Genomic DNA, 19,725 nt, shown 5'->3' on the forward strand with positions numbered 1-19,725 from the left:
GAACCTGGGACGCCCCGGTTCCGGTCGGGGCGCCCCAGGGGCTCATCCCACCCTGGTCTGCCCCTCGGGCACCAGCCCCCGGGCGACGAGTTCGTCGCGGACGAGGTCGGCGTAGACGGTCGCGCCGTGCACGGAGGTGTGGGTGTTGTCGCGCTTCTCGTTGTAGAGGTAGAGCGCCTTGGAGGCTTCGGTGCCCAGGGACTCCACCAGCGCCTTCGTCTGGGTGGTGAGGTCGATCAGGGGCACGTCGTGGGCCGCAGCGACCGAGCGGGTGACCGCCGGGTGGTCCACACCCAGGCCGTTCACGAGCAGGGCCGTGCCGTTGTTCAGGGTGCCGTCGGAGTTGAACCAGCGGCGGACGATGGGGGTGACCAGGACCGGCCTGCCGCCCTCGGCACGGACGCCCGCGACCAGGGTTTCGAGGTTCGCCCGGTAGGTCGCCTCGTCGGTCTGCTTGTCGTTGTGGGCCAGCTGGATCAGGACCAGGTCGCCGCGGTGGATCCGCGGCTGGACGGTGGCCCACAGCCGCGAGTCGGCGAGGTAGGTCACCGTGCTCTCGCCGGAGTCGGCGTAGTTGGCCACGGAGAGACCCTTCCTAAGGTACTGCGGGAGCTGCTGGCCCCAGCCGGAGTACGGGTCGCCGGGCTGGTCGCAGACCGTGGAGTCGCCGACGAGGAAGATCTGCCGGGCGCGCCGGGCGGGGCTCACGCGGATGTCGGCGAGGGCGGGCGCCGAGCCGCCGACGACGAGGTCCAGGCCGGGGGTGCCGGCAGCGCCGGTCGGCTCGCCCTCGGGGGTGCGGACATCGACGGTGAAGCTCCGGGAGGTCGTGGCGCCCGCCGCCGTGGCCGTCTCGGACAGGAGTGTGCGGCGCGTCTCGCCGGTGATGCTCGTGCTCGCCGCGCTCGCGCCGCCGAGCCGGACGGTCACGTCGTACGTGCCGGCGGGGACATCGAAGTGACAGGCGTTCGCGGCGCAGTTCTGCAGGCCCAGAGCAGGACGGCCCTGGTGCGCCTCGGCCGGTACGGCCGTCAACGCGGTGCCCAGGGTCGCCGCCGTCAGCGCGGCGACGGTGAAACGTCTCATTGCGGCTCCTCGCGAGGGATGACAAGACCCGGCGGCTGGACCGTACATCGTTTGGCAAGCGCTTTCTAGACATCGGATCGATTTCACAAGATCCTCAACTTCCTCAGAACGAAAGCCCTTTCGCAGAATCGATTCAACTGTCACCCTCCGAAGCACCCCGCGTTTCCCCCACACCTCCCAAGGAGGCACCCCCATGTCCGCGACCAACGACAGACCGGAACCCGGCCGCCGCGGCTTCGTGGTCGGCGCCGCCGCCACCGCCGCCGGAGCCGCCCTCGCCGGACCACTGGCCGGCACCGCCCGCGCCGCCGCCTTCGGTTACTCCGACGACGGCACCCACTACGTCGTCGACACCGGCGCGAACCTCGTGTTCAAGGTCAGGAAGAGCAACGGCGACCTGTCCTCGCTCGTCTACCGGGGCACGGAGTACCAGGGCTACGGCGGCATGAACTCGCACATCGAGTCCGGTCTCGGCAGCTCCACGGTGAGGATCAGGCAGTCCGGCTCGACGATCCTCGTCTCGGTGGCCCACGGCACGCTGAGGCACTACTACGCGGCCAGCAGCGGCGAGAACAACGTCTACGTCTGGACCGACAAGGCCGACACCTCGGTCTCGGCGACCCGCTTCATCCTGCGGGTCAGGCCCGGCCTGTTCCTCAACGACGAGCCCGACTCGTACACGTACGCGCCCACCACCATCGAGGCGTCGGACGTGTTCCGGAAGTCCGACGGCCAGACCCGCTCGAAGCACTTCTCGAAGCTGCGGGTCATGGACTACGACTACGTCGGCTGGTCGGCGGGCGGCGTCGGCCTGTGGATCGTCCGCAGCAACCACGAGAAGGCGTCCGGCGGCCCCTTCTACCGCTCCCTGCTGCGCCACCAGAGCGCGGACGGCGGCGGCCTCTACGAGATCCTGTACTACGGCCAGAATCAGACCGAGGGGCAGCGGTTCGGTCTCCAGGGCCCGTACGTCATCGCCTTCACGGACGGCGGGGCGCCCTCCTCGTCGCTGTTCCCGGGCACGCTGACCACCCCGTGGGCGGACTCGCTGGGCCTGTCCGGGTATGTCGGCGCGAGCGGCCGGGGCCGGGTGGCGGGCGTCGGCATCACGGGGCGGAACACGTCGTACGCCTACACGGTGGGGCTCGCCAACCCGGCGGCACAGTACTGGGGTGCGGCGCGGGCGTCGGACGGCTGGTTCTCCATCTCGGGGGTGCTGCCGGGGAGTTACACGCTCACGGTCTTCAAGGGCGAGCTGGCCGTCCACGAGACGTCGGTGACGGTCTCGGCGGGCGGCACGACGACCCTCAACTCGATCGCGATCCCGTCGTCGAACGACCCGTCCAACGCGAGCGCGATCTGGCGGATCAACGACTGGAACGGCACGCCGGGCGGGTTCAAGAACGCCGACCTGATGACGTACGCGCACCCCTCGGACGTCCGGGCCGCCGCCTGGACCGGCAACGTCGTCATCGGCAGTGGCACCGAGACCTCCGCCTTCCCCTGTTACCTCTGGAAGGACGTCAACAGCGGCCTCCTCGTGTACTTCCGGCTGACCGCCGCGCAGGCCGCCGCCGCGCACACCCTGCGCATCGGTGTGACGACGGCCTACGCCAACGGCCGGCCGCAGGTCGCCGTCAACTCCTGGACGTCGGCCGTCCCCGCCCCGCCGCCCCAGCCGAACACGCGGTCCCTGACCAACGGGTCCTACCGGGGCAACAACCACACCTTCACCTACAACGTCCCGGCGTCCGCCTGGCTGACGGACACGAGTCGGTACAACGTGCTGAAGATCGACGTGGCGAGCGGGTCGGGGGCGGCCTCCTACCTGAGTGCGGGCACGTCGATCGACGCGATCGACCTGCTCGGCTGACGCCTCGTCATGTGCCGCGCGTCCACTGCTGGTTCGTCCCTCCGTTGCACGCGTACGTGATGATCGCGGCGGAGTCGGCGGTGGACGCGCCGTTCACGTCCAGGCACTCACCGGTCGCCCGGGACTTGACGGTGACGTGGGAGCCGGTGGCGGTGAGGGACCACTGCTGGCCGCTCACCGAGGAGTCGCAGTTCTCCTGCGTCACCGTGTTGGCGTTCTCCTGGACACACAGGGAACTGTGACGGGTCATCAGCTGGTGGTAGCCGCTGCCGACCGACTTGAACCAGTACTTCTGGTTGTCGCCGCCGTTGCAGGCGTACTGCTTGATCTGGGCGCCCGCCCACTGCGACCGGCTGGTGACATCGGCGCACTTGGAGGAGTGGCGCGCGACCAGCGTGTCGTAGGTGGCGTTCGTGCCGCTGACCGTGCCGGTGGCCGTGTCGACGGTGACCTCGGGGGTCCAGGACATGGACATCGTGGTGGAGGTCGGGAAGGTCAGGGGCAGCCAGACGTAGCGGGAGTCGCCGACCTTCCCGCCGAAGGAGTTGCCCCAGCGGTCGCCCATGTAGAGATACGAGGTGGTCGACGTGCCCTGCACGGGCAGGACGTACGCGGTCTGCGAGCCGAAGGTCGTCGAGTCGCCGATGTCGGTCATGGCTGTCCAGGGACCGGTGATGCTGGTGGCGGTGGCGTACTGCTGCTGGTTGGGGTTCCAGCCGGTCGAGCCCGAGGTCAGCATGAAGTAGACGCCGCCCCGCTTGAACAGAGCGGGGGCCTCGCGGTGGCCGCCGTGCCAGGGGTCGGCGACGAGGGCGGCGACGCCGGTGTAGTCGGCGGTGAGCCGGTAGATGTGCAGGTCGTAGTTCTCGCGGGCCGCGGAGATCATGTAGCCGGTGCCGTCGGTGTCCACGAAGACCGTGATGTCACGGGACATGTGCCGGTCGAGCGGACGGAAGCTGCCCCGCCAGGTGTAGTTCCCGTCGACGGTGTCGGAGACGGCGACGGCGGCGCGGGCCTCGCTGTAGTCGCTGCCGTTCTCCTTGTGCATCCACATCACGAACTTGCCGGTCAAGGCGTTGTACATGACCTTCGGCCGCTCGATGTTGGCGGTCGCCAGCTCGGGGTCGGTGGCCTGGGTCAGGACGTTGTTGCGGAACTCCCAGTTCTTCAGGTCCGTCGAGCGGTAGGCCGACACGTACCGGAAGGTGTTGTCGGAGTTGCGGTGCTCGCCGAACCAGTAGTAGTACGAGCCGACCTTGATGACCCCGCCGCCGTGGGCGTGCAGGGGGTTGCCGCCGCTGTCGGTGAACTGGGTGCCGTTGGTGATGGTCCGGGGTGCCGCCTGGGCCGGGCCGGCGGTGACGAGGGCGCCGGCCAGCGCGAGACAGAGCGCGAGGAATATCGCGTACGCACGTCTCATCTCAGCTCTCTTTCTGGGAGCTCGGGGTGGGTGCATCGGCAATGGGGACGCCGAAATCCGGGGTGCCGTCGGGCTTCCAGCCGAGGCGCTGGACGCGGGTGTGGCGGTTGGGGTCGTTGAGCGGGTCGCCCACGATCTCCCTGTACTGCCGGGCGTGGTAGACGAGGACGTCGGTGCGGCCGTCCTCGGCGACGGTGAAGCTGTTGTGGCCCGGCCCGTACTGCTTGGTGGTGTCGTTGCTGGTGAACACCGGGGTCGGGGACTTCGACCAGTTCGCGGGGTCCATGAGGTCGGCGTGCGCGTCGACCGTCAGCAGGCCCATGCAGTAGTTGAAGTCGGTCGCGCTCGCCGAGTACGTCATGAACAGACGGCCGTTGCGTTTGATGACCGCCGGCCCCTCGTTGACCTTGAAGCCGACGCACTCCCAGTCGTACTCCGGGGTGGTGAGCCGGACCTGGGGACCGGTCAGGGTCAGCGGGTCGGCCATCCTGGACAGCCAGACCGCGGTGTTGTTGTTCATCCCGGGCTCGTGCTGGGCCCACGCCAGGTAGCGGCTTCCCCGGTGGGTGAAGGTGGTGGCGTCGAGGGAGAAGGTCTCCCAGGCCGTCTTCAGTTGGCCGCGCTCGACCCAGGTGCCCCGGAAGGGGTCGGGGTGGGAGTTCTCCAGGACCCACATGCGGATGGCCCAGATGTCCTCGGCGGGCGCGGAGGCGAAGTAGATGTACCACTTGCCGTCGATGCGGTGCATCTCCGGCGCCCAGATGTGCGCGCCCATCACCCCTGTCGCGTGTTCGCGCCAGATGACGGACTCGGCGGCCGTCGACAGTCCGCGCAGGGTGCGGGACCTGCGCAGGATGATGCGGTCGTACTCGGGCGAGGTCGCCGTGAAGTAGTAGAAGCCGTCGGTGTGGCGCCGGATGTGCGGGTCGGCACGGTTGCGGACCAGCGGGTTGGCGTACCGGGCCGGGGCACCCTCGGCCGCCGGGGAGCTCGCCGCGTGGGCGGCGGTGGCGGGCAGCGCGGTGAGGGCGCCCGCGCCCAGCGCGCCCTTCAGGAGCAGCCTGCGGTCGGGGGGTTCGGGGAGATCGTGTTCGCGGCTCATCCAGGCTTCCTCTCGGAGGGGGGAAGAACAAAAGGAAACAGAAATGTTCGGCATTTCGCACAAGATCTTTCATTCCGAACGCCGAAAAGGTAAGGGCGTGTTACGGAGAGGTCAACGGGTTGCGCGAGACCAAAACGAGCTGACAAGAACCGGACCGGGGAACTCGCGAAGTTTCTGTTATCGGGGCGGGGCACCGGCCGTCTCCGACGATGTGCGCAGCCATACCCACAAGACAGCGGCAGCCGCCGGAGCCCTGGCGGTCACCGCCCTCATGCTCGGTGCCCCGACCGCGACCGCCGCAGGCCCCCGTGATGTCACCACCGACGTACTGGCCGGGCGGAACGTCACGCTCACCGGAGACACGGTGGTGACCGTGCCGTCCGGGACGACCACGTACGGCGGCGTGTTCAGCGGCACCGGCACGCTCACCGTGCGCGGCACCGGGACGCTGGTCCTCACCAAGGACAGCGACTTCACCCTGCCGAAGTCCCGGCAGCGGCAGACCGTGAGGACAGTCGGCGGCAACCACCCGTACGTCACCGTCACCAACCCCGACCCGCCGGCCGTGACCGTCGAGAAGGGCGCGACCCTCCAGTACGGGAATCGCGGCTCGACCGGGGTGATCCGCCACTATCCGTACGACACCCCGGCGTTCCCGCTCAACCAGAACAACATCCGCGTCGACGGCACCCTGCGGCTCTCCCTGAAGAACGTCCAGTACAACCTGGGCACCATCAGCGGCTCCGGCCTGATCACCCAGCCGAGGTTCCTCTGGGCCACCTGGGACCTGTCCGGGACGCACCCCTTCACCGGTGTGGTCGACAACGGAACCCAGGTGAACGCCGGCCGCCCGGAGTACGCGACCTCACTGCCGGCCGCGCGCAAGGTCCTCAACCAGGGCACCTGGACGGTGGACACCCCGCTGGGCCAGACCGTCACGCAGGGCATGGACTTCTACCAGCGCGAGTACGGCAGCGACATCAACGTCCAGTCGCGGCCCGGCAGCAAGGTGATCCTCACCGGCCAGTACAGCTGGTCCGACCAGGGCGGCGACACCAACCCCTCGCTCAGCGACCCCGCGCTGAACTGGACGCCCGCACGCAAGAACGTCAACAAGCGCGGCACCAACATCAAGGGCGCCAACGTCCAGTGGGGCGACGGCACGACGAACAAGATCTTCATGCCGGGCACCGCCGAGACGGTCTACATCAACCTCCTCGCCGCCCGCTCCCGTTCGCTGCTCACCTTCGACTACAACGGGCCGGTCACCCTGGGCGCCCCCATCGGCGGCGGAGTGTTCCACGACACGCTCTCCAAGCCCGGCGCCGGGGACATCGTCATCAAGGGGACCAAGGGCAACGACGTCACCTTCGCGGCCGTCCAGTACTACAACGGCTCGACGACCGTCGAGAAGGGCGCGGTGCTGCGGCTGGGCAGCGGCAGGTCCGGCGGCGACGGCGGGCTGTACACCAGGGGCGACCTCTACAAGGTGGTCAACAACGGCTCGCTGGTCGTCCGCAACGTCGCCGAGCCCGTGACGCTGTCGCGCGTCGGCGGCAGCGGCTCCCTGACCCAGTCGGGCACGGCCACGACGACCCTGACGGGCAGCGCGGTGACGTACACGGGGAGGACGACCGTCACCAAGGGCACGCTGGCCCTCCGCTCGGGAGCGACGCTCGCCCGCAGCAAGGCCGTTCGGCTCACCACCACCGGGGCGAAGCTCGACGTGGGCACGGCCGGGCTGAAGGTGACCAGGTCGCTGTCCGGCAGGGGCACGGTGAAGGGCTCGGTCACCAACGCGGGCACCGTCGTGGCCGGCCTCACGGTCACCGGCGGATACACCCAGACCAAGCAGGGTGAACTGGTGCTGCGCGAGAAGCCGTTGAAGGTGAGCGGCGCGGTGAAGCTCGCCGGTGAGCTGGACTTGGGTGACGTCGGCGGACCCGGCACGGAGATCATGGTGATCGACCACCGGGGCAAGGACGGGAACACCGGTACGTTCACCGGGCTGCGCGAGGGCGCCGAGGTGAAGCTCGCCGACAGCGCCTACAAGATCAGCTACAAGGCCGGGGACGGGAACGACGTCGTCCTCACCGCCGTGAAGGCGAGCCCCTCGCCCAAGGTCAAGGCCGCCGCCGGCTCCGGGTCGGGCCTCCAGGACTCGACCACCCGCAACACCGGCGCCGCCGCCGACACCGGGCTCGGCTGGTGGCCGTACGCACTGGCGGTCGTGCTGTCCGGCCTGCTGGTACCGGTGGCCAGACGCCGCAGGAGCAACCGCCGCCGGGGCGGTCGGCACGCGGCCACGGGCTGAGCCCTCGCGCCACGCAACGGCACCGGGGCGCGGCCGGCAGCGAAGCCGGGGCGCTCCGGCCAGTGCCGCGGGCAGGCGACGCTTGCCCGCGGCAGGAGCGGCGTCCGGTGCGTGCTCTCGGTGTGCCGGCGGGAAGGCGTCGTCCGCCCGAAGGGCCTGGACGTACTCGGGCTTTCACCACCGTCCGCCACAACGGGATCACCACCCGCCCGCGGGAGGCCGGACCGGGTGTTCTGGCCGACCTCGGCTTCGTCGGCCTGGACGACGGCCCCGGCGACCCGGTCATCGTCACCGGCCGGCGGGCGACCCGCGGCCATCCGCTCACCGACGCCCAAGGAGCGAACGGCTGGTCAGCCGCGAGCGAGAGGCGAACGAGCACGGCTCTGCCACCTGCTGAAGAACTGGTGGATCCTCACTCGCCAAGGTCGGCGTGGATGCCCGACACGCGACCCCGCTTCTACGAGCTCTCCTCGCACGTTCACCGTCGCATCGACCACCACGCTGTTCCGGGCCGAGCTCGTCAACCGTCTGCCGTAACCTGTCCGTCCGGTCCGGGCGGCGCCCGGATCAAGGACCGGCAACGTGAAGAAGCACCTGAACCGGGGCGACAGAGCTGTCAATCGGGCTCTGTCGCCCCAACGGGCTTGCCGGCGTCACGGCCCACCGCTCGTACCTCGTCTCATCTGGTGAGTCCGCGGCAGCAGGTCAGGCAGGTCCACGGCTTGACGTTGCCCCTGAGGGAAGCCGTCGCGGTTCTACGCCGTCCCGGCCTCGGGCGCGCCGGGGTTCTCCTGCCGGCCGCGCAGCCACACGTACACCGGGATGCCGGCGAAGAGGAACAGGACGCCCTGGTAGACGGCCGCGTAGCCGGCGCCGGCGATCAGCCAGAAGGAGAAGACGAAGGAGAGGGCGGCGACGATCAGGTCGCGGACCAGGCCGGCGGGGCGGACGCGCTCGCGGGTGCCCCGGGCCAGCCAGTACAGCTGGGCGGCGGCGGAGAGGAGGTAGGGGACACAGCCGGTGAACGTGGTGATGAGGACCAGGACCCGGAAGGCGGTGTCCGGGTCGTCGGCGTAGTTCACGGCGATGAGGAGCGTGCCGAGGACCGCCGTGGCGAGGACACCGAAGCCGGGGACGCCGCCCTTGCCCACGCGGGCGAAGCGCTTCGGGAAGAGACCGTCGCGGGCGGCGGCGTACGGCATCTGGGCGCTGAGCAGGACCCAGCCGTTGAGGCAGCCGACGATCGAGGCGACGGCGACCAGCGCGATCACCGTGCCGCCCCAGCTGCCGCCGGCGATCGAGTTCACCGCGTCGGCGAAGGGCGCCCCCGACTCGACCAGTTCCTCGTGCGGGACCAGACCGAACACGGCGACCGTGCCGAGGATGTAGACCAGCGCGGAGGCGAGCGTGCCGAGGACGCTGGCGCGGCCCACGGTGCGCTCCGGGTCACGGACCTCGCCGGCGCTGACGGCGGCCGACTCGACGCCCAGGAAGCTGTAGAGGAGGAGCGCGGCAGCGGCGGCGAGCGCGCCCGGGACGCTCTCACCGGAGGCGTTGAAGGGGCCGTAGTTGTCCGTGTCGATGAAGAACAGGCCGATGGTGGCGACCAGCAGCAGCGGCACGAACTTCAGGACCGTCGACACGATCTGCACGGCACCGACATAGCGGGTGCCGGCGAAGTTCGCGGCGGCCGGCAGCCACAGGGCTGCCAGCGCCACCACCGCCAGGGCGACCTTGCCGTCCCCCAGGGGTATCAGCACGTCGACATAGCCGACGACACCGACGGCGAGGGCGGCGATGCTGACCCAGCACATCGTCCAGTACGACCAGGCCGACAGGAAGCCCGCGAAGGGGCCGAAGGCGTCGCGCGGGTAGACGTAGAGGCCGCCGGTGACGGGGCTGCGCCTCGCCAGCCTGCCGAAGAGCAGCGCCAGCAGCACGGCGGCCACGGAGAGGACGACGAAGGCGAGCAGGCTGACCGTGCCGTACGGGGCGACGGCGGCGGGGAGCGTGAAGATACCGCCGCCGATGATGTTGCCCATGACGAGGGCGGTGGCCGCGCCGAGGCCGAACTTGCGGCCCGGTGAGGCCGCGTTCGTCCCGGGTCCGGTCGCGGAGATCTCCTCGGACCCGGCGACCGGGGCCTTCCCGGACCCCGAGGCCGGGGTGGGCTCGGGCCCCGGGACAGGGGTCGGATCGGGCTCGGCGGCCTCGGGGGTGCTGGTCGTGGTCATGACGGTTCCCGGGGGATGGGGCGGGGACGGGGAGGGCGTGATCGTACCGCCGCGTTCCACATGGTGGTCAACCTGTTCACCTTCTGGACATCGTCGGTGTGGCCTCCGCGTCCGGCTCGACTACCGTCGTCGGCATGACCAGCAACACGCCCGGCACGTCCCCCGCCCTTCCCGGCCCTCACTCCGTCCCTTTCGCCACGGCCCTCGCCGACGGCGTCCTCGTCCTCGACGGCGGCATGTCCAACCAGCTCGAATCGGCCGGGCACGACCTGAGCGACGAACTCTGGTCGGCGCGACTGCTGGCGGAGCGGCCGGAGGCCATCACCGAGGCCCATCTCGCCTACTTCGAGGCGGGCGCGGACGTGGCCATCACCTCCAGCTACCAGGCCACCTTCGAGGGCTTCGCGGAGCGCGGGATCCACCGGGAGCGTGCGCACGAACTACTCTCCCTGAGCGTCGAGTTGGCCGCGGACGCGGCAGTGGAGGCCAAGGCGAAGGGCGTCACGCGACCGCTGCTCGTGGCAGCCTCGGTCGGCCCGTACGGGGCGATGCTCGCGGACGGCTCGGAGTACCGCGGCCGGTACGGACTGAGCGTGGCGGAACTGGAGCGGTTCCACCGGCCCCGCCTTGAGGCACTGGCCGCCGCCCACCCGGACGTCCTGGCCCTGGAGACGGTCCCCGACACCGACGAGGCCGAGGCGCTGATACGGGCCATCCGCGGCCTGGACGTGCCCGCCTGGCTGTCGTACACCGTCGCCGGCGACCGCACCCGCGCCGGGCAGCCGCTGGAGGAGGCCTTCGCCCTGGCCGCCGACGTCGAGGAGGTCGTCGCCGTGGGCGTGAACTGCTGCTCCCCCGACGACGTGGACGGGGCGGTCGAGACGGCCGTCCGGGTCACCGGCAAGCCGGTCGTCGTGTATCCGAACAGCGGAGAGGCCTGGGACGCGTCGGCGCGGTCCTGGACCGGGCGGTCGACGTTCACGGCCGAGCAGGTGGAGGGATGGCGGACCGCCGGGGCCCGGCTGATCGGGGGGTGCTGCCGGGTGGGTCCTGAGGCGATCTCGGCGATCGCGCGGACACTGGGCTGACGCGCACGGCGCTGCCGCCGCTCCCCCGCGGCTGGCCTCACTTCCGGGGTGACCGGTTACTGATGACCAGGCCGGGTTTCTGCCCAGGCGGCGGCGATGAGGGGGCGATGCAGGTCGGCCCGTCGGATGCAGATACCGACGACCCCTGGCCCCTGGCCAGCCTGCGCCGCGCGCCCGACCCGTCCCGTGGCCGAGCGGTGGCCCCCTGCGCCTGGGCCCCTCGGCCCGCCTCACCGTCATCAGCGAACATCCGGCAAACCACTCGCCCGGCCCCCGGTCGGACCCCGCACCCGCTGTTCGAAGTTTCGAAAGTTCTGGCCGGGGCGGCCCTCCGAATCCCTGCTTCTTCACGCGGTGTTGAGTTGGGCTTACCGTAGGAAGCGCTTGCTACGCGGTGGGGCTCCGCCGCGCGAGCGTGCTGTTCGAAAATTTCACCGGCCCTCGGGACGGGCCCTGAGAGGTGGAGTCGCGATGGTGCGTGGCGGGAACGCGACGGCCGGGCCGACGCTGGCGGTGGTGGCGCGCGAGGCCGGGGTCTCCGTACCGACGGCCTCGAAGGTGGTCAACGGCCGGGAGGACGTGGCCCCCGAGACCAGGCGCCGGGTCACCGAGGCGTTGGACCGGCTCGGCTATGTCCGCAGACCCCGGTTCGAGGCGTCGAAGCCGCCGCGCATGGTCGACCTGGTGGTGCACTCGCTGGAGAGCTCCTGGTCGGGCGCCGTCCTGCACGGCGTCGAACAGGCGGCCCACGACGCGGGCCTGGAGGTCGTGGTCTCGGCCGGTCTGACCCGCACCCGGGGTGCCCGCCCCGAACGCGGCTGGTTCGACAAGCTGACCGCCCGGGGCTCGGCGGGCGTGCTGTTCAACCTGGCCGAGCTGTCCCCCGCCCAGTACTCCTGGCTCACCCGGCACCGCATCCCGTTCGTCCTGATCGACCCGGTCCTCGAACCGCCGCCCGGCGTGGTGTCGGTCGGCGCGGCCAACTGGCAGGGCGGGATGACCGCCACCGAGCATCTGCTGGCCCGGGGGCACGAGCGGATCGCCGTGGTCGCCGGGTACCGGCGCAATATGTGCAGCAGCGCCCGGGTGGCGGGTCACCGCTCGGCGCTGATGGCGGCGGGGGTCCGGTACCGGCCGGAGTACGTCCGCTACGGCAATTTCGTGGAGACCACCGCCCGCCGCCGTATGCACCAGCTGCTCGACCTCCCCGAGCCGCCGACCGCCGTCTTCGTCTGCTCGGACAAGATGGCCCTCGGCGTGTACGAGGCGCTGGCCGAGCGGGGGCTGAGGGTGCCGGACGACATCAGTGTGGTCGGTTTCGACGATCTTCCCGAGGCCCGTTGGGCGACTCCGGGCCTGACGACGGTCCGCCAGCCGCTCTCCGAGATGGCCTCGGCCGCGCTACGGCTGCTGGTGCGGATGATGGAGGGCGATCAGCCGGAGAGCACGCGCACCGAATTGTCGACGCGGCTGGTCGAGCGGGCGAGTACCGGGGCCCCACGCTCGGGCTGAACCCGTGGGCGCCGGGCATGTCGCTGTTCGGTGAAGTGGTGCGGAGAACTCGAGTGCGGGTGAACGGTGGGCGGCGTGGGACCGTACGCATAGGGATGGCCGTACGGGTGTCCCGGCGGTTCCGCCGCTCCCGGCCCGCGCCACCGCACCAGCACTGAGCTCCACATGCTCCACAGGGAAGGACCTTCGGGTTGTCGCACACACGCTCTCCGCAGCTCCCGGGACCAGGACCGGCACCGGCACCGGCACCGGACGACGACACCGCTCCCGAGGAAGCCGCCCCACCGGCCCCGGCACCCGAGGAGAGTTCGCCGGACGCCGGGGCCAAGGCGGAGCCCGAGCCCAGGCCGGAATCCACGCCGGAGGCGGAGCCCGAGCCCAAACCGGAGCGCAGGCCGAAGGCGGAGACGGAGACGAAGCCGGACTCCGAGCCGCAGGCGGAGCCCAAGTCGAAGGCGGAGACGGAGACGGGGCCTGCCCCCTCGCCGAAGGCGGAGCCCGAGCCCGAGCAGGACCCCGAGACCGGCCCTGGCCAACTGCCTGCCGAGTCCCCGGCCGTCCCCACCGGCTGGCGCACCGAGCACCCCGCCGTCGCGCGCACCGTCGCCTGGACGGTCACCGGGCTGGCCCTCGCCCTCGTGCTGTTCGCGTTGCTCGTGCCGAACGACGTCACCAACCTGGAGTTCGGCCGTTTCCTGCGCATCCCGGCGGAGGGCATCCTCGTGGCGGCGCTGCTGCTCGTGCTGCCCGCGACCGCGCGGCGGGTGGGGGTGGTGGTGGTCGGGGTGGTGCTCGGGCTGCTGACGATCGTCAAGGTGCTGGACATGGGGTCGTACTGGACCCTGGACCGCCCGTTCGACCTGGTGCTGGACTGGATCCTGCTGGACGACGCCCAGTCGTTCATGAAGGACTCGCTGGGCGGCGCGGTCGCGCAGGCGGCCACGATCGGGGTGATCGCGCTTGCGGTCGCGCTGCCGGTGCTGATGACGCTGGCGGTGGTGCGGATCAGCCGGCTGATGGTGCGCAACCGGCACACGGCGAGCCGTACGCTGCTGGTCCTGGGCACCGCGTGGATCACCTGCTCGACGCTTACGCTTGAAATCGCGAACGTGCCGGTGGCCTCGCACAGCGCGGCGACCCTGGTGGAGAACCGGGTCGAGGCGGTGAGCAACGGGCTGAAGGACGGGGAGGCGTTCAAGAAGGAGGCGGCGGTGGACGCCTTCGCCGACGTACCGCCGGACGAGCTGCTGACGGGTCTGCGCGGCAGGGACGTGCTGATCACGTTCATCGAGAGCTACGGCCGCTCCGCGATCGACGACCCGCAGATGGGCGGGCCGCTCGGCGAGACGCTCGCGCAGAAGACGAGGGAACTCGAGGAGGCCGGGTACGCGTCCCAGAGCGGCTGGCTGCGCTCCCCCATCACGGGCGCGGGTAGCTGGCTGGGCCACTCCACGTTCCTGTCAGGCCTGTGGATCAAGAACCAGCAGCGCTACCGCAACCTCGTCTCCGGCGACCGTCTCACCCTCACCGAGGCGTTCCGCCGTACGGACGCGTGGCGCACGGTCGGCATCGTGCCGGGCACCCAGAAGACCTGGCCGGAGGGCAAGTACTTCGGCCTGGAACACATCTACGACTCCGACCAACTCGGCTACAAGGGCCCGAAGTTCAGCTGGTCGACGATGCCCGACCAGTACACGCTGAAGGCCTTCGAGGAGCTGGAGCACGGCAAGAAGGACCGCGAGCCGATCATGGCGGAGATCATCCTCACCTCCAGCCACAACCCGTGGGCGCCCGTCCCGAGCACGATCCCCGAGGAACAGATCGGCGACGGCTCGGTCTACCACTCGCTCCAGAAGGCGGAGGGCAAGGACCCCAAGGAGGTCTGGAAGGACCCCTCGGACGTCCGGGACGAGTACCGCAAGTCCATCCAGTACTCGGTGACCAGCCTCGTCGACTACGTCGCCGAGTACGGCTCGAAGGACACCGTCCTGGTCTTCCTCGGTGACCACCAGCCCAACAAGACGGTCACCGGCGCCGACCCCAGCCACGACGTGCCGGTGTCGATCGTCGCCCAGGACCCCGAGGTGCTGGAGAAGGTCGCCGACTGGGGCTGGACGGACGGCCTCAAGCCCGCCGACGACACCCCGGTGTGGCGGATGGACAAGTTCCGCGACCGCTTCATGACGGCGTTCGGCCCGGCCGTCCCGGCCGGCTGATCACGTTCCGCGGGCGCGCCGAGAAGTCCGGGCCTCGTACGACGCGTCCCGCCGCGTGGCCGGGCGGGGCCTGGCCGGGTGTCCGATTCCTTCAAGACCGGCCGCCCCGGCCCGCCTACGGTGGCCGTATGACTCCACGACTCGATGCGATCGGCATGGTGGCCTCGGACATGGCCGCCTCCGTCACCTTCTACCGCCGGCTCGGCTTCGCCTTCCCCCAGGGCGCCGAGAACCAGCCGCACACCGAGGCGCAGTTGCCCGGCGGGCTGCGACTGATGCTCGACACCGAGGAGACCGTGCGCTCCTTCCACCCCCAGTACCGGCCGGGAACGGGCGGCGGCGCCGGGCTGGCGCTGCTGTGCGACAGTCCCGCCGAAGTCGACGCGCTGTACGAGGAGTTGGTGGGCGCCGGGTACCACGGTGAGCTCAAGCCGTGGGACGCGGTGTGGGGCCAGCGGTACGCCGTGGTCCTCGATCCCGACGGCAACGGGGTAGACCTCTTCGCGCCGCTGCCCTCGTCCGCCCGCGAGTAGCCGTCCCGGCGCCGCGCCCTTCCGCTATCGTCCACCGAGCAGCTCGCCGAGCGGCACTCCCGCCAACTCCCGTACGTCACGGGCCAGATGCGCCTGATCGGCGTACCCGGTCCGGGCCGCCGTCTCGGCCCGGGGCAGCCCGGACCGGGCGAGCGCGAGCGCCCGTTGCAGCCGCAGCACACGCGCCAGAGTCTTGGGCCCGTACCCGAACGCGGCGAGCGACCTGCGGTGCAACTGCCGTGCTCCGAGACCGAGTTCGTCGGCGGTCGCCGCGACCGTCCGCCCCGCGTCGAGGGCGGCGACGACCCGCCGCAGAAGCGGATCGGACCGCCCCGTCACGGCCGCCCGCGCCAGGGCCACCTCTTCGAGCCCGCTCGCCGGATCGGCCGCCGCGTTCACCCGCGCGGTGAGCCGCCGCACAAGCGCCGGGGACCACAGGTCGGCCAGCTCCACCCGCCGGTCACGCAGTTCGTGCGCGGGCACCCCGAGGAAGGCGGGCGCGGTGCCGGGGTAGAAACGGAGACCCGCCCAGCCGCTGGGCACCCCTCCGGTGACGTACGCCCGTGTGTCCGGCCCGGCGACCAGCAGCCGCCCGTCGTTCCACAGCAGGTCCAGGCACCCGTCCGGCAGAACCCGGCCGGCCCCGGGACCGGCCGGCGGATCACTCGGGCTGTTGGTCCACACAACGGCCCCGCCCAGCCGAGACGCCCTTTCCGCATACACGCCGAAAGGCTACGCCTGCGCCCGTCGAGCGCCGCCGCGCCCCTTCAGCCGTCCTCGCCCTTCCTCACGGGTGACCGCAGTCGCGCCGTCACGTCCTCCGGCGGCAGGAAGCGCGACCACCGCTCGGGGAACTCGGACGGCATGTCCGGGTCCTCGGGGTCCTGGGAGCGGGCCGCGGCGGCGCGGGCGACGTACTCGGCGGCCTGTTCCTCGCGGAGTCGCTCGTTGGCGGCGCGGGCGGCGGCGGTGGCGGCGGCGGGCCAGACGCGGTCGATGGCGGCGTTGACGGCGGCGCCGACGAGCACCGCGAAGGCGCTCACGCCGATCCACAGGAGGACGGCGACGGCAGCGGCCAGGGAGCCGTAGATGGTCGCCCCCTCGACCGTGCTGGTGAGGTAGATGCGGAGCAGGAAGCTGCCGAGGACCCACATGCCGAGGGCCATCAGGGCGCCGGGGACGTCCTCGACCCAGGGAGAACGGACCGGCACCGAGACGTGGTACAGCGTGGTCAGGAAGACGATGGACAGGACCATCACGACGGGCCAGTAGAGGACCTGGACGACGGTCGCCGACCACGGGACGATCCGGACGACGGCGTCGGGCCCGGCCACCATCAGGGGCAGGGCGATCGAGCCGATCAGCAGGGCCACGATGAACAGCAGAAACGCCATGAGGCGGGTCTTGACGATGCCGCGGACGCCGTCGAGGCCGTACATGACGGTGATGGTGTCGATGAAGACGTTCACCGCGCGGGAGCCCGACCACAGGGCGAAGAGGAAGCCTATGGAGATGACGTCCGGACGGCCGCCTTTCATCACGTCGTCCAGGATCGGCTGGGCGATCTCGGCGACGCCCTTGTCGGACAGGACGGTGCGTGAGGCCTCCAGGATGTTGAGCTCCAGGCTGGCGATGGTGTCGGCGCCGGTCCAGTCGTCGACGTAGCCGAGCAGGCCGATCATGCTGAGCAGCAGCGGCGGCACGGAGAGCAGCGTGAAGAACGCCGCTTCGGCCGCGAGGCCCAGGATGCGGTACTCGATGCAGGAGTTGACCGTGTCCTTCAGCAGCAGCCAGGCGGTCCTGCGCTTGGAGACGTTCCGGTAGAGGACACGCACGCGGTGGAGACGCCCATGGGGGCTCTCCGGTCGTCGGGGTGACTGACTTGCTGGCTGCACGCCCTAAAGGTATCCGTCTGCGCGTGCCGCTCTCACCTCCCGGGCTTCGACGGCTCCCTGTGGCAGTTGCCGGCCGCGCCGCTGGTCGGCGGGCGGACGCCGCTGTACGGGGAAGGCGCACGGGACGACGGCGTCCTGGATCCGGCGGACGGGTTCGGCACGGACGACCAGGGAACGGGCGAGCCGGCGGCCCCGGTCTGAGCCGCCGGCTGTGATCCGGCGCCGGACGGATACTGGTGGGCGTCGCCGCACCGACGCCATACCGAGGGGTAGGTTCGAGTCATGGCAGCCAGCACCCACGAAGTGACCAATCAGGCTCCGCCCCTGGTGGACTACGACGTCTTCGCCGCCGACCGGGTCCTGGCGGAGGCGGTCGACCGGCATCTGGACCCGGCGGTGCTCGACGAGGCACGTGCCGAGCTGTCCGGGCTGGGACGTACGGCGGGCTCCGCGCAGGCGCAGGAGTGGGGAAGGCTGGCGAACGAGAATCCGCCGAAACTGCGAACGCACGACCGGTACGGCAACCGGGTCGACGAGGTCGAGTTCCACCCGTCGTGGCACCGGCTGCTCGGCAAGGGCGTGGCGGCGGGGCTGACGGCGGCCTGGACGCGGCCCGGCGGGCATGTGCGGCGGGCGGCCGGCTTCGTCGTGTGGACCCAGGTCGAGGCCGGCAACGGCTGTCCGCTGTCCATGACCCACGCGGCGGTGCCCGCCCTGCGCACGGACCCGGCGCTCGCCGCCGAGTGGGAGCCGCGGCTGACGTCCCTGCTCTACGACTGGGATCTGCGGCCCGCCGACCAGAAGCCCGGCGCCCTGTTCGGGATGGGCATGACGGAGAAGCAGGGCGGCAGCGACGTACGCGCCAACAAGACCGGGGCACGGCCGCTGGCCGAGGACGGGACGTACGAGCTGACGGGCCACAAGTGGTTCTGCTCGGCGCCGATGTCGGACGGCTTCCTCGTGCTGGCGCGGGCGCCCGGCGGGCTGACGTGTTTCCTGGTGCCGCGTGTGCTGGCGGACGGCTCGCGGAACGTGTTCCGCATCCAGCGGCTCAAGGACAAGCTGGGCAACCGGTCGAACGCCTCCGCCGAGGTCGAGTTCGACGGGACGTGGGCGCGCCGGGTCGGCGACGAGGGCCGGGGGGTGCGCACGATCATCGAGATGGTGGCGGCGACCCGGTTGGACTGCGCGCTGGGCGCGGCCTCGCTGATGCGGCAGGCGGTGGCGCAGGCAGTGCACCACTGCACCCACCGGGAGGCGTTCGGGGGCCGGCTGGTCGACAAGCCGTTGATGCGCAATGTTCTCGCCGATCTCGCGCTGGAGTCGGAGGCGGCGACGACGCTGGCGATGCGGTTGGCTGCAGCTTACGACAACGTGGCCGCGGCTGAGGCGGGCGACAAGAACGAGCGCGCGTTCCTGCGGCTCGCGGTGCCGGTCGCCAAGTACTGGGTGACCAAGCGCTGCACCCCGACGGCCGTCGAGGCCCTGGAGTGCCTGGGCGGCAACGGCTATGTCGAGGAGTCCGGCATGCCCCGCCTGCTGCGCGAGTCCCCGCTCAACTCCATCTGGGAGGGCGCCGGCAACGTACAGGCCCTGGACGTACTGCGGGCCCTCCAGCGTGAACCGCAGGCCCTCGACGCCTACTTGCGGGAGGTGGGCCGGGCCCGGGGCGCCGATCACCGTCTCGACGGCGCCATCAAGGACCTGCTGACCGAACTCGCCGACCTGGACGGCATCGAGGCCCGCGCGCGCCGGCTCGTGGAGCGCCTCGCCCTCGTCCTGCAGGGAGCGCTTCTCGTGCGGTACGCGCCCCCGGCGGTCGCGGACGCGTTCTGCGCCTCCCGACTGGGCGGCGACCGGGGCACGGCCTTCGGCACACTGCCGCACACGCTGGATCTGGCGTCGGTGGTGGAACGGGCGCGCCCGGTGAGCTGAGACCGGCGGGTGGGCCGCCCTCGCTCGAGTGGTACGACCGAGGTGTACGACGCGGGGGTGGTGCTGCGCCGACACGGCACCACCCCCGCCTCGTCGGGCGCCTTCGAGCGGAGCGCACACGCCGCACTGGGCGGCGTCGAACAAGTCTCAACGAGGCCACGGCGGTTCGCCAGAGGTGCGGGGGGGGTGCGACTCGTCCGCGCTCTGTGACACGGCATACGTCTCCTCCGTGGCCGAAGAGCGGCAGACTTCGAAACCCGCGGTCGACGCCGTAACCCGGATCCGGGCTCCCACGGCCGCCGGGGGCCGTGGGGCCGCACGGGCCTGCCGGGGAGGAACAAGTACCGCCTCCGGGAAGAACACCCGCCGGCCACCGGTGAACGGATCATGATCCCGGGGTGAGGGATCTCCCTGTATTTCAGGCGTCCTCGGCGTGACACCCGTCTCACTGCCGTAGCATCGCTGCCAGGCCACCCCACCTGCCCCTCCGTCAAGGTCCTGGAGTCGGGGAGCAGTT

14 protein-coding genes are annotated in these 19,725 nt (G+C 71.0%); 8 read left to right on the forward strand and 6 right to left on the reverse strand.

What is annotated here, in order from left to right; genetic code table 11:
* Window positions 1-42: 42 nt before the first annotated feature.
* Entirely contained in the window at window positions 43-1,086 is a 1,044-nt protein-coding gene (locus WBG99_RS06680; RefSeq protein WP_338895428.1) for a rhamnogalacturonan acetylesterase, read from the reverse strand.
* Window positions 1,087-1,279: 193 nt separating this feature from the next.
* Between WBG99_RS06680 and WBG99_RS06685 the strand changes: the two genes are divergently transcribed.
* On the forward strand, window positions 1,280-2,959 hold the full coding sequence (locus tag WBG99_RS06685) for a rhamnogalacturonan lyase B N-terminal domain-containing protein (protein WP_338895429.1): 1,680 nt from the start codon (window positions 1,280-1,282) through the stop codon (window positions 2,957-2,959).
* Window positions 2,960-2,966: 7 nt separating this feature from the next.
* Here the strand turns inward: WBG99_RS06685 and WBG99_RS06690 are convergent, their stop codons facing one another.
* Together WBG99_RS06690 and WBG99_RS06695 are read right to left on the reverse strand one after the other, a co-directional pair.
* The gene (locus WBG99_RS06690) at window positions 2,967-4,379 is read right to left on the reverse strand and encodes an RICIN domain-containing protein (RefSeq protein ID WP_338895430.1); all 1,413 of its coding nucleotides are present in this window, start codon (window positions 4,377-4,379) and stop codon (window positions 2,967-2,969) included.
* 1 nt (window position 4,380) lies between these two features.
* Entirely contained in the window at window positions 4,381-5,481 is a 1,101-nt protein-coding gene (locus WBG99_RS06695) for a glycoside hydrolase family 43 protein (protein WP_338895431.1), read from the reverse strand.
* 211 nt (window positions 5,482-5,692) lie between these two features.
* On the opposite strand from WBG99_RS06695, the gene WBG99_RS06700 reads away from it, so the two are divergent.
* Window positions 5,693-7,795 (forward strand): autotransporter, encoded by a 2,103-nt coding sequence (locus WBG99_RS06700; protein ID WP_338895432.1) that lies wholly within the window; start codon window positions 5,693-5,695, stop codon window positions 7,793-7,795.
* 755 nt (window positions 7,796-8,550) lie between these two features.
* Here WBG99_RS06700 and WBG99_RS06705 read toward each other — a convergent pair.
* Window positions 8,551-10,029, reverse strand: a complete 1,479-nt coding sequence (locus WBG99_RS06705) for an amino acid permease (RefSeq protein WP_338895433.1) — start codon at window positions 10,027-10,029, stop codon at window positions 8,551-8,553.
* A gap of 134 nt (window positions 10,030-10,163) precedes the next feature.
* On the opposite strand from WBG99_RS06705, the gene mmuM reads away from it, so the two are divergent.
* The 4 genes from mmuM (at window position 10,164) to WBG99_RS06725 (ending at window position 15,378) form a co-directional block, all read left to right on the forward strand.
* The gene (mmuM, locus tag WBG99_RS06710; protein ID WP_338895434.1) at window positions 10,164-11,117 is read left to right on the forward strand and encodes a homocysteine S-methyltransferase; all 954 of its coding nucleotides are present in this window, start codon (window positions 10,164-10,166) and stop codon (window positions 11,115-11,117) included.
* A gap of 471 nt (window positions 11,118-11,588) precedes the next feature.
* The gene (locus WBG99_RS06715; protein WP_338895435.1) at window positions 11,589-12,629 is read left to right on the forward strand and encodes a substrate-binding domain-containing protein; all 1,041 of its coding nucleotides are present in this window, start codon (window positions 11,589-11,591) and stop codon (window positions 12,627-12,629) included.
* A 191-nt stretch (window positions 12,630-12,820) separates the two neighbouring features.
* On the forward strand, window positions 12,821-14,845 hold the full coding sequence (locus WBG99_RS06720) for a sulfatase (RefSeq protein ID WP_338895436.1): 2,025 nt from the start codon (window positions 12,821-12,823) through the stop codon (window positions 14,843-14,845).
* A 128-nt stretch (window positions 14,846-14,973) separates the two neighbouring features.
* Window positions 14,974-15,378 carry a VOC family protein gene (locus tag WBG99_RS06725; RefSeq protein ID WP_338895437.1) on the forward strand — a complete coding sequence of 135 codons (405 nt, stop codon included), beginning with the start codon at window positions 14,974-14,976 and terminating at the stop codon, window positions 15,376-15,378.
* A 24-nt stretch (window positions 15,379-15,402) separates the two neighbouring features.
* Here WBG99_RS06725 and WBG99_RS06730 read toward each other — a convergent pair whose 3' ends face one another.
* Entirely contained in the window at window positions 15,403-16,101 is a 699-nt protein-coding gene (locus WBG99_RS06730; RefSeq protein WP_338895438.1) for a helix-turn-helix transcriptional regulator, read from the reverse strand.
* A gap of 44 nt (window positions 16,102-16,145) precedes the next feature.
* Window positions 16,146-17,273, reverse strand: a complete 1,128-nt coding sequence (locus tag WBG99_RS06735; RefSeq protein ID WP_338895439.1) for a YihY/virulence factor BrkB family protein — start codon at window positions 17,271-17,273, stop codon at window positions 16,146-16,148.
* Between the two features lie 66 nt (window positions 17,274-17,339).
* Between WBG99_RS06735 and WBG99_RS06740 the strand changes: the two genes are divergently transcribed.
* Both WBG99_RS06740 and WBG99_RS06745 read left to right on the forward strand, forming a co-directional pair.
* Window positions 17,340-17,474 carry a hypothetical protein gene (locus WBG99_RS06740; RefSeq protein WP_338895440.1) on the forward strand — a complete coding sequence of 45 codons (135 nt, stop codon included), beginning with the start codon at window positions 17,340-17,342 and terminating at the stop codon, window positions 17,472-17,474.
* An 81-nt stretch (window positions 17,475-17,555) separates the two neighbouring features.
* Window positions 17,556-19,208 (forward strand): acyl-CoA dehydrogenase family protein, encoded by a 1,653-nt coding sequence (locus WBG99_RS06745; protein WP_338895441.1) that lies wholly within the window; start codon window positions 17,556-17,558, stop codon window positions 19,206-19,208.
* Window positions 19,209-19,725: the final 517 nt, after the last annotated feature.

Origin of the sequence: Streptomyces sp. TG1A-60, from assembly GCF_037201975.1 — a bacterium.
GTDB lineage: Bacteria > Actinomycetota > Actinomycetes > Streptomycetales > Streptomycetaceae > Streptomyces.

What these genes read in the sequence shown, in the direction of transcription:
- WBG99_RS06725 (WP_338895437.1), top strand. Translation starts at nt 14,974, where the DNA reads ATGACTCCACGACTCGATGCGATCGGCATGGTGGCCTCGGACATGGCC.
- WBG99_RS06685 (WP_338895429.1), top strand. Translation starts at nt 1,280, where the DNA reads ATGTCCGCGACCAACGACAGACCGGAACCCGGCCGCCGCGGCTTCGTG.
- WBG99_RS06695 (WP_338895431.1), bottom strand. Translation starts at nt 5,481, where the DNA reads ATGAGCCGCGAACACGATCTCCCCGAACCCCCCGACCGCAGGCTGCTC.
- WBG99_RS06690 (WP_338895430.1), bottom strand. Translation starts at nt 4,379, where the DNA reads ATGAGACGTGCGTACGCGATATTCCTCGCGCTCTGTCTCGCGCTGGCC.
- WBG99_RS06680 (WP_338895428.1), bottom strand. Translation starts at nt 1,086, where the DNA reads ATGAGACGTTTCACCGTCGCCGCGCTGACGGCGGCGACCCTGGGCACC.
- WBG99_RS06715 (WP_338895435.1), top strand. Translation starts at nt 11,589, where the DNA reads ATGGTGCGTGGCGGGAACGCGACGGCCGGGCCGACGCTGGCGGTGGTG.
- WBG99_RS06705 (WP_338895433.1), bottom strand. Translation starts at nt 10,029, where the DNA reads ATGACCACGACCAGCACCCCCGAGGCCGCCGAGCCCGATCCGACCCCT.
- WBG99_RS06745 (WP_338895441.1), top strand. Translation starts at nt 17,556, where the DNA reads ATGGCAGCCAGCACCCACGAAGTGACCAATCAGGCTCCGCCCCTGGTG.
- mmuM (WP_338895434.1), top strand. Translation starts at nt 10,164, where the DNA reads ATGACCAGCAACACGCCCGGCACGTCCCCCGCCCTTCCCGGCCCTCAC.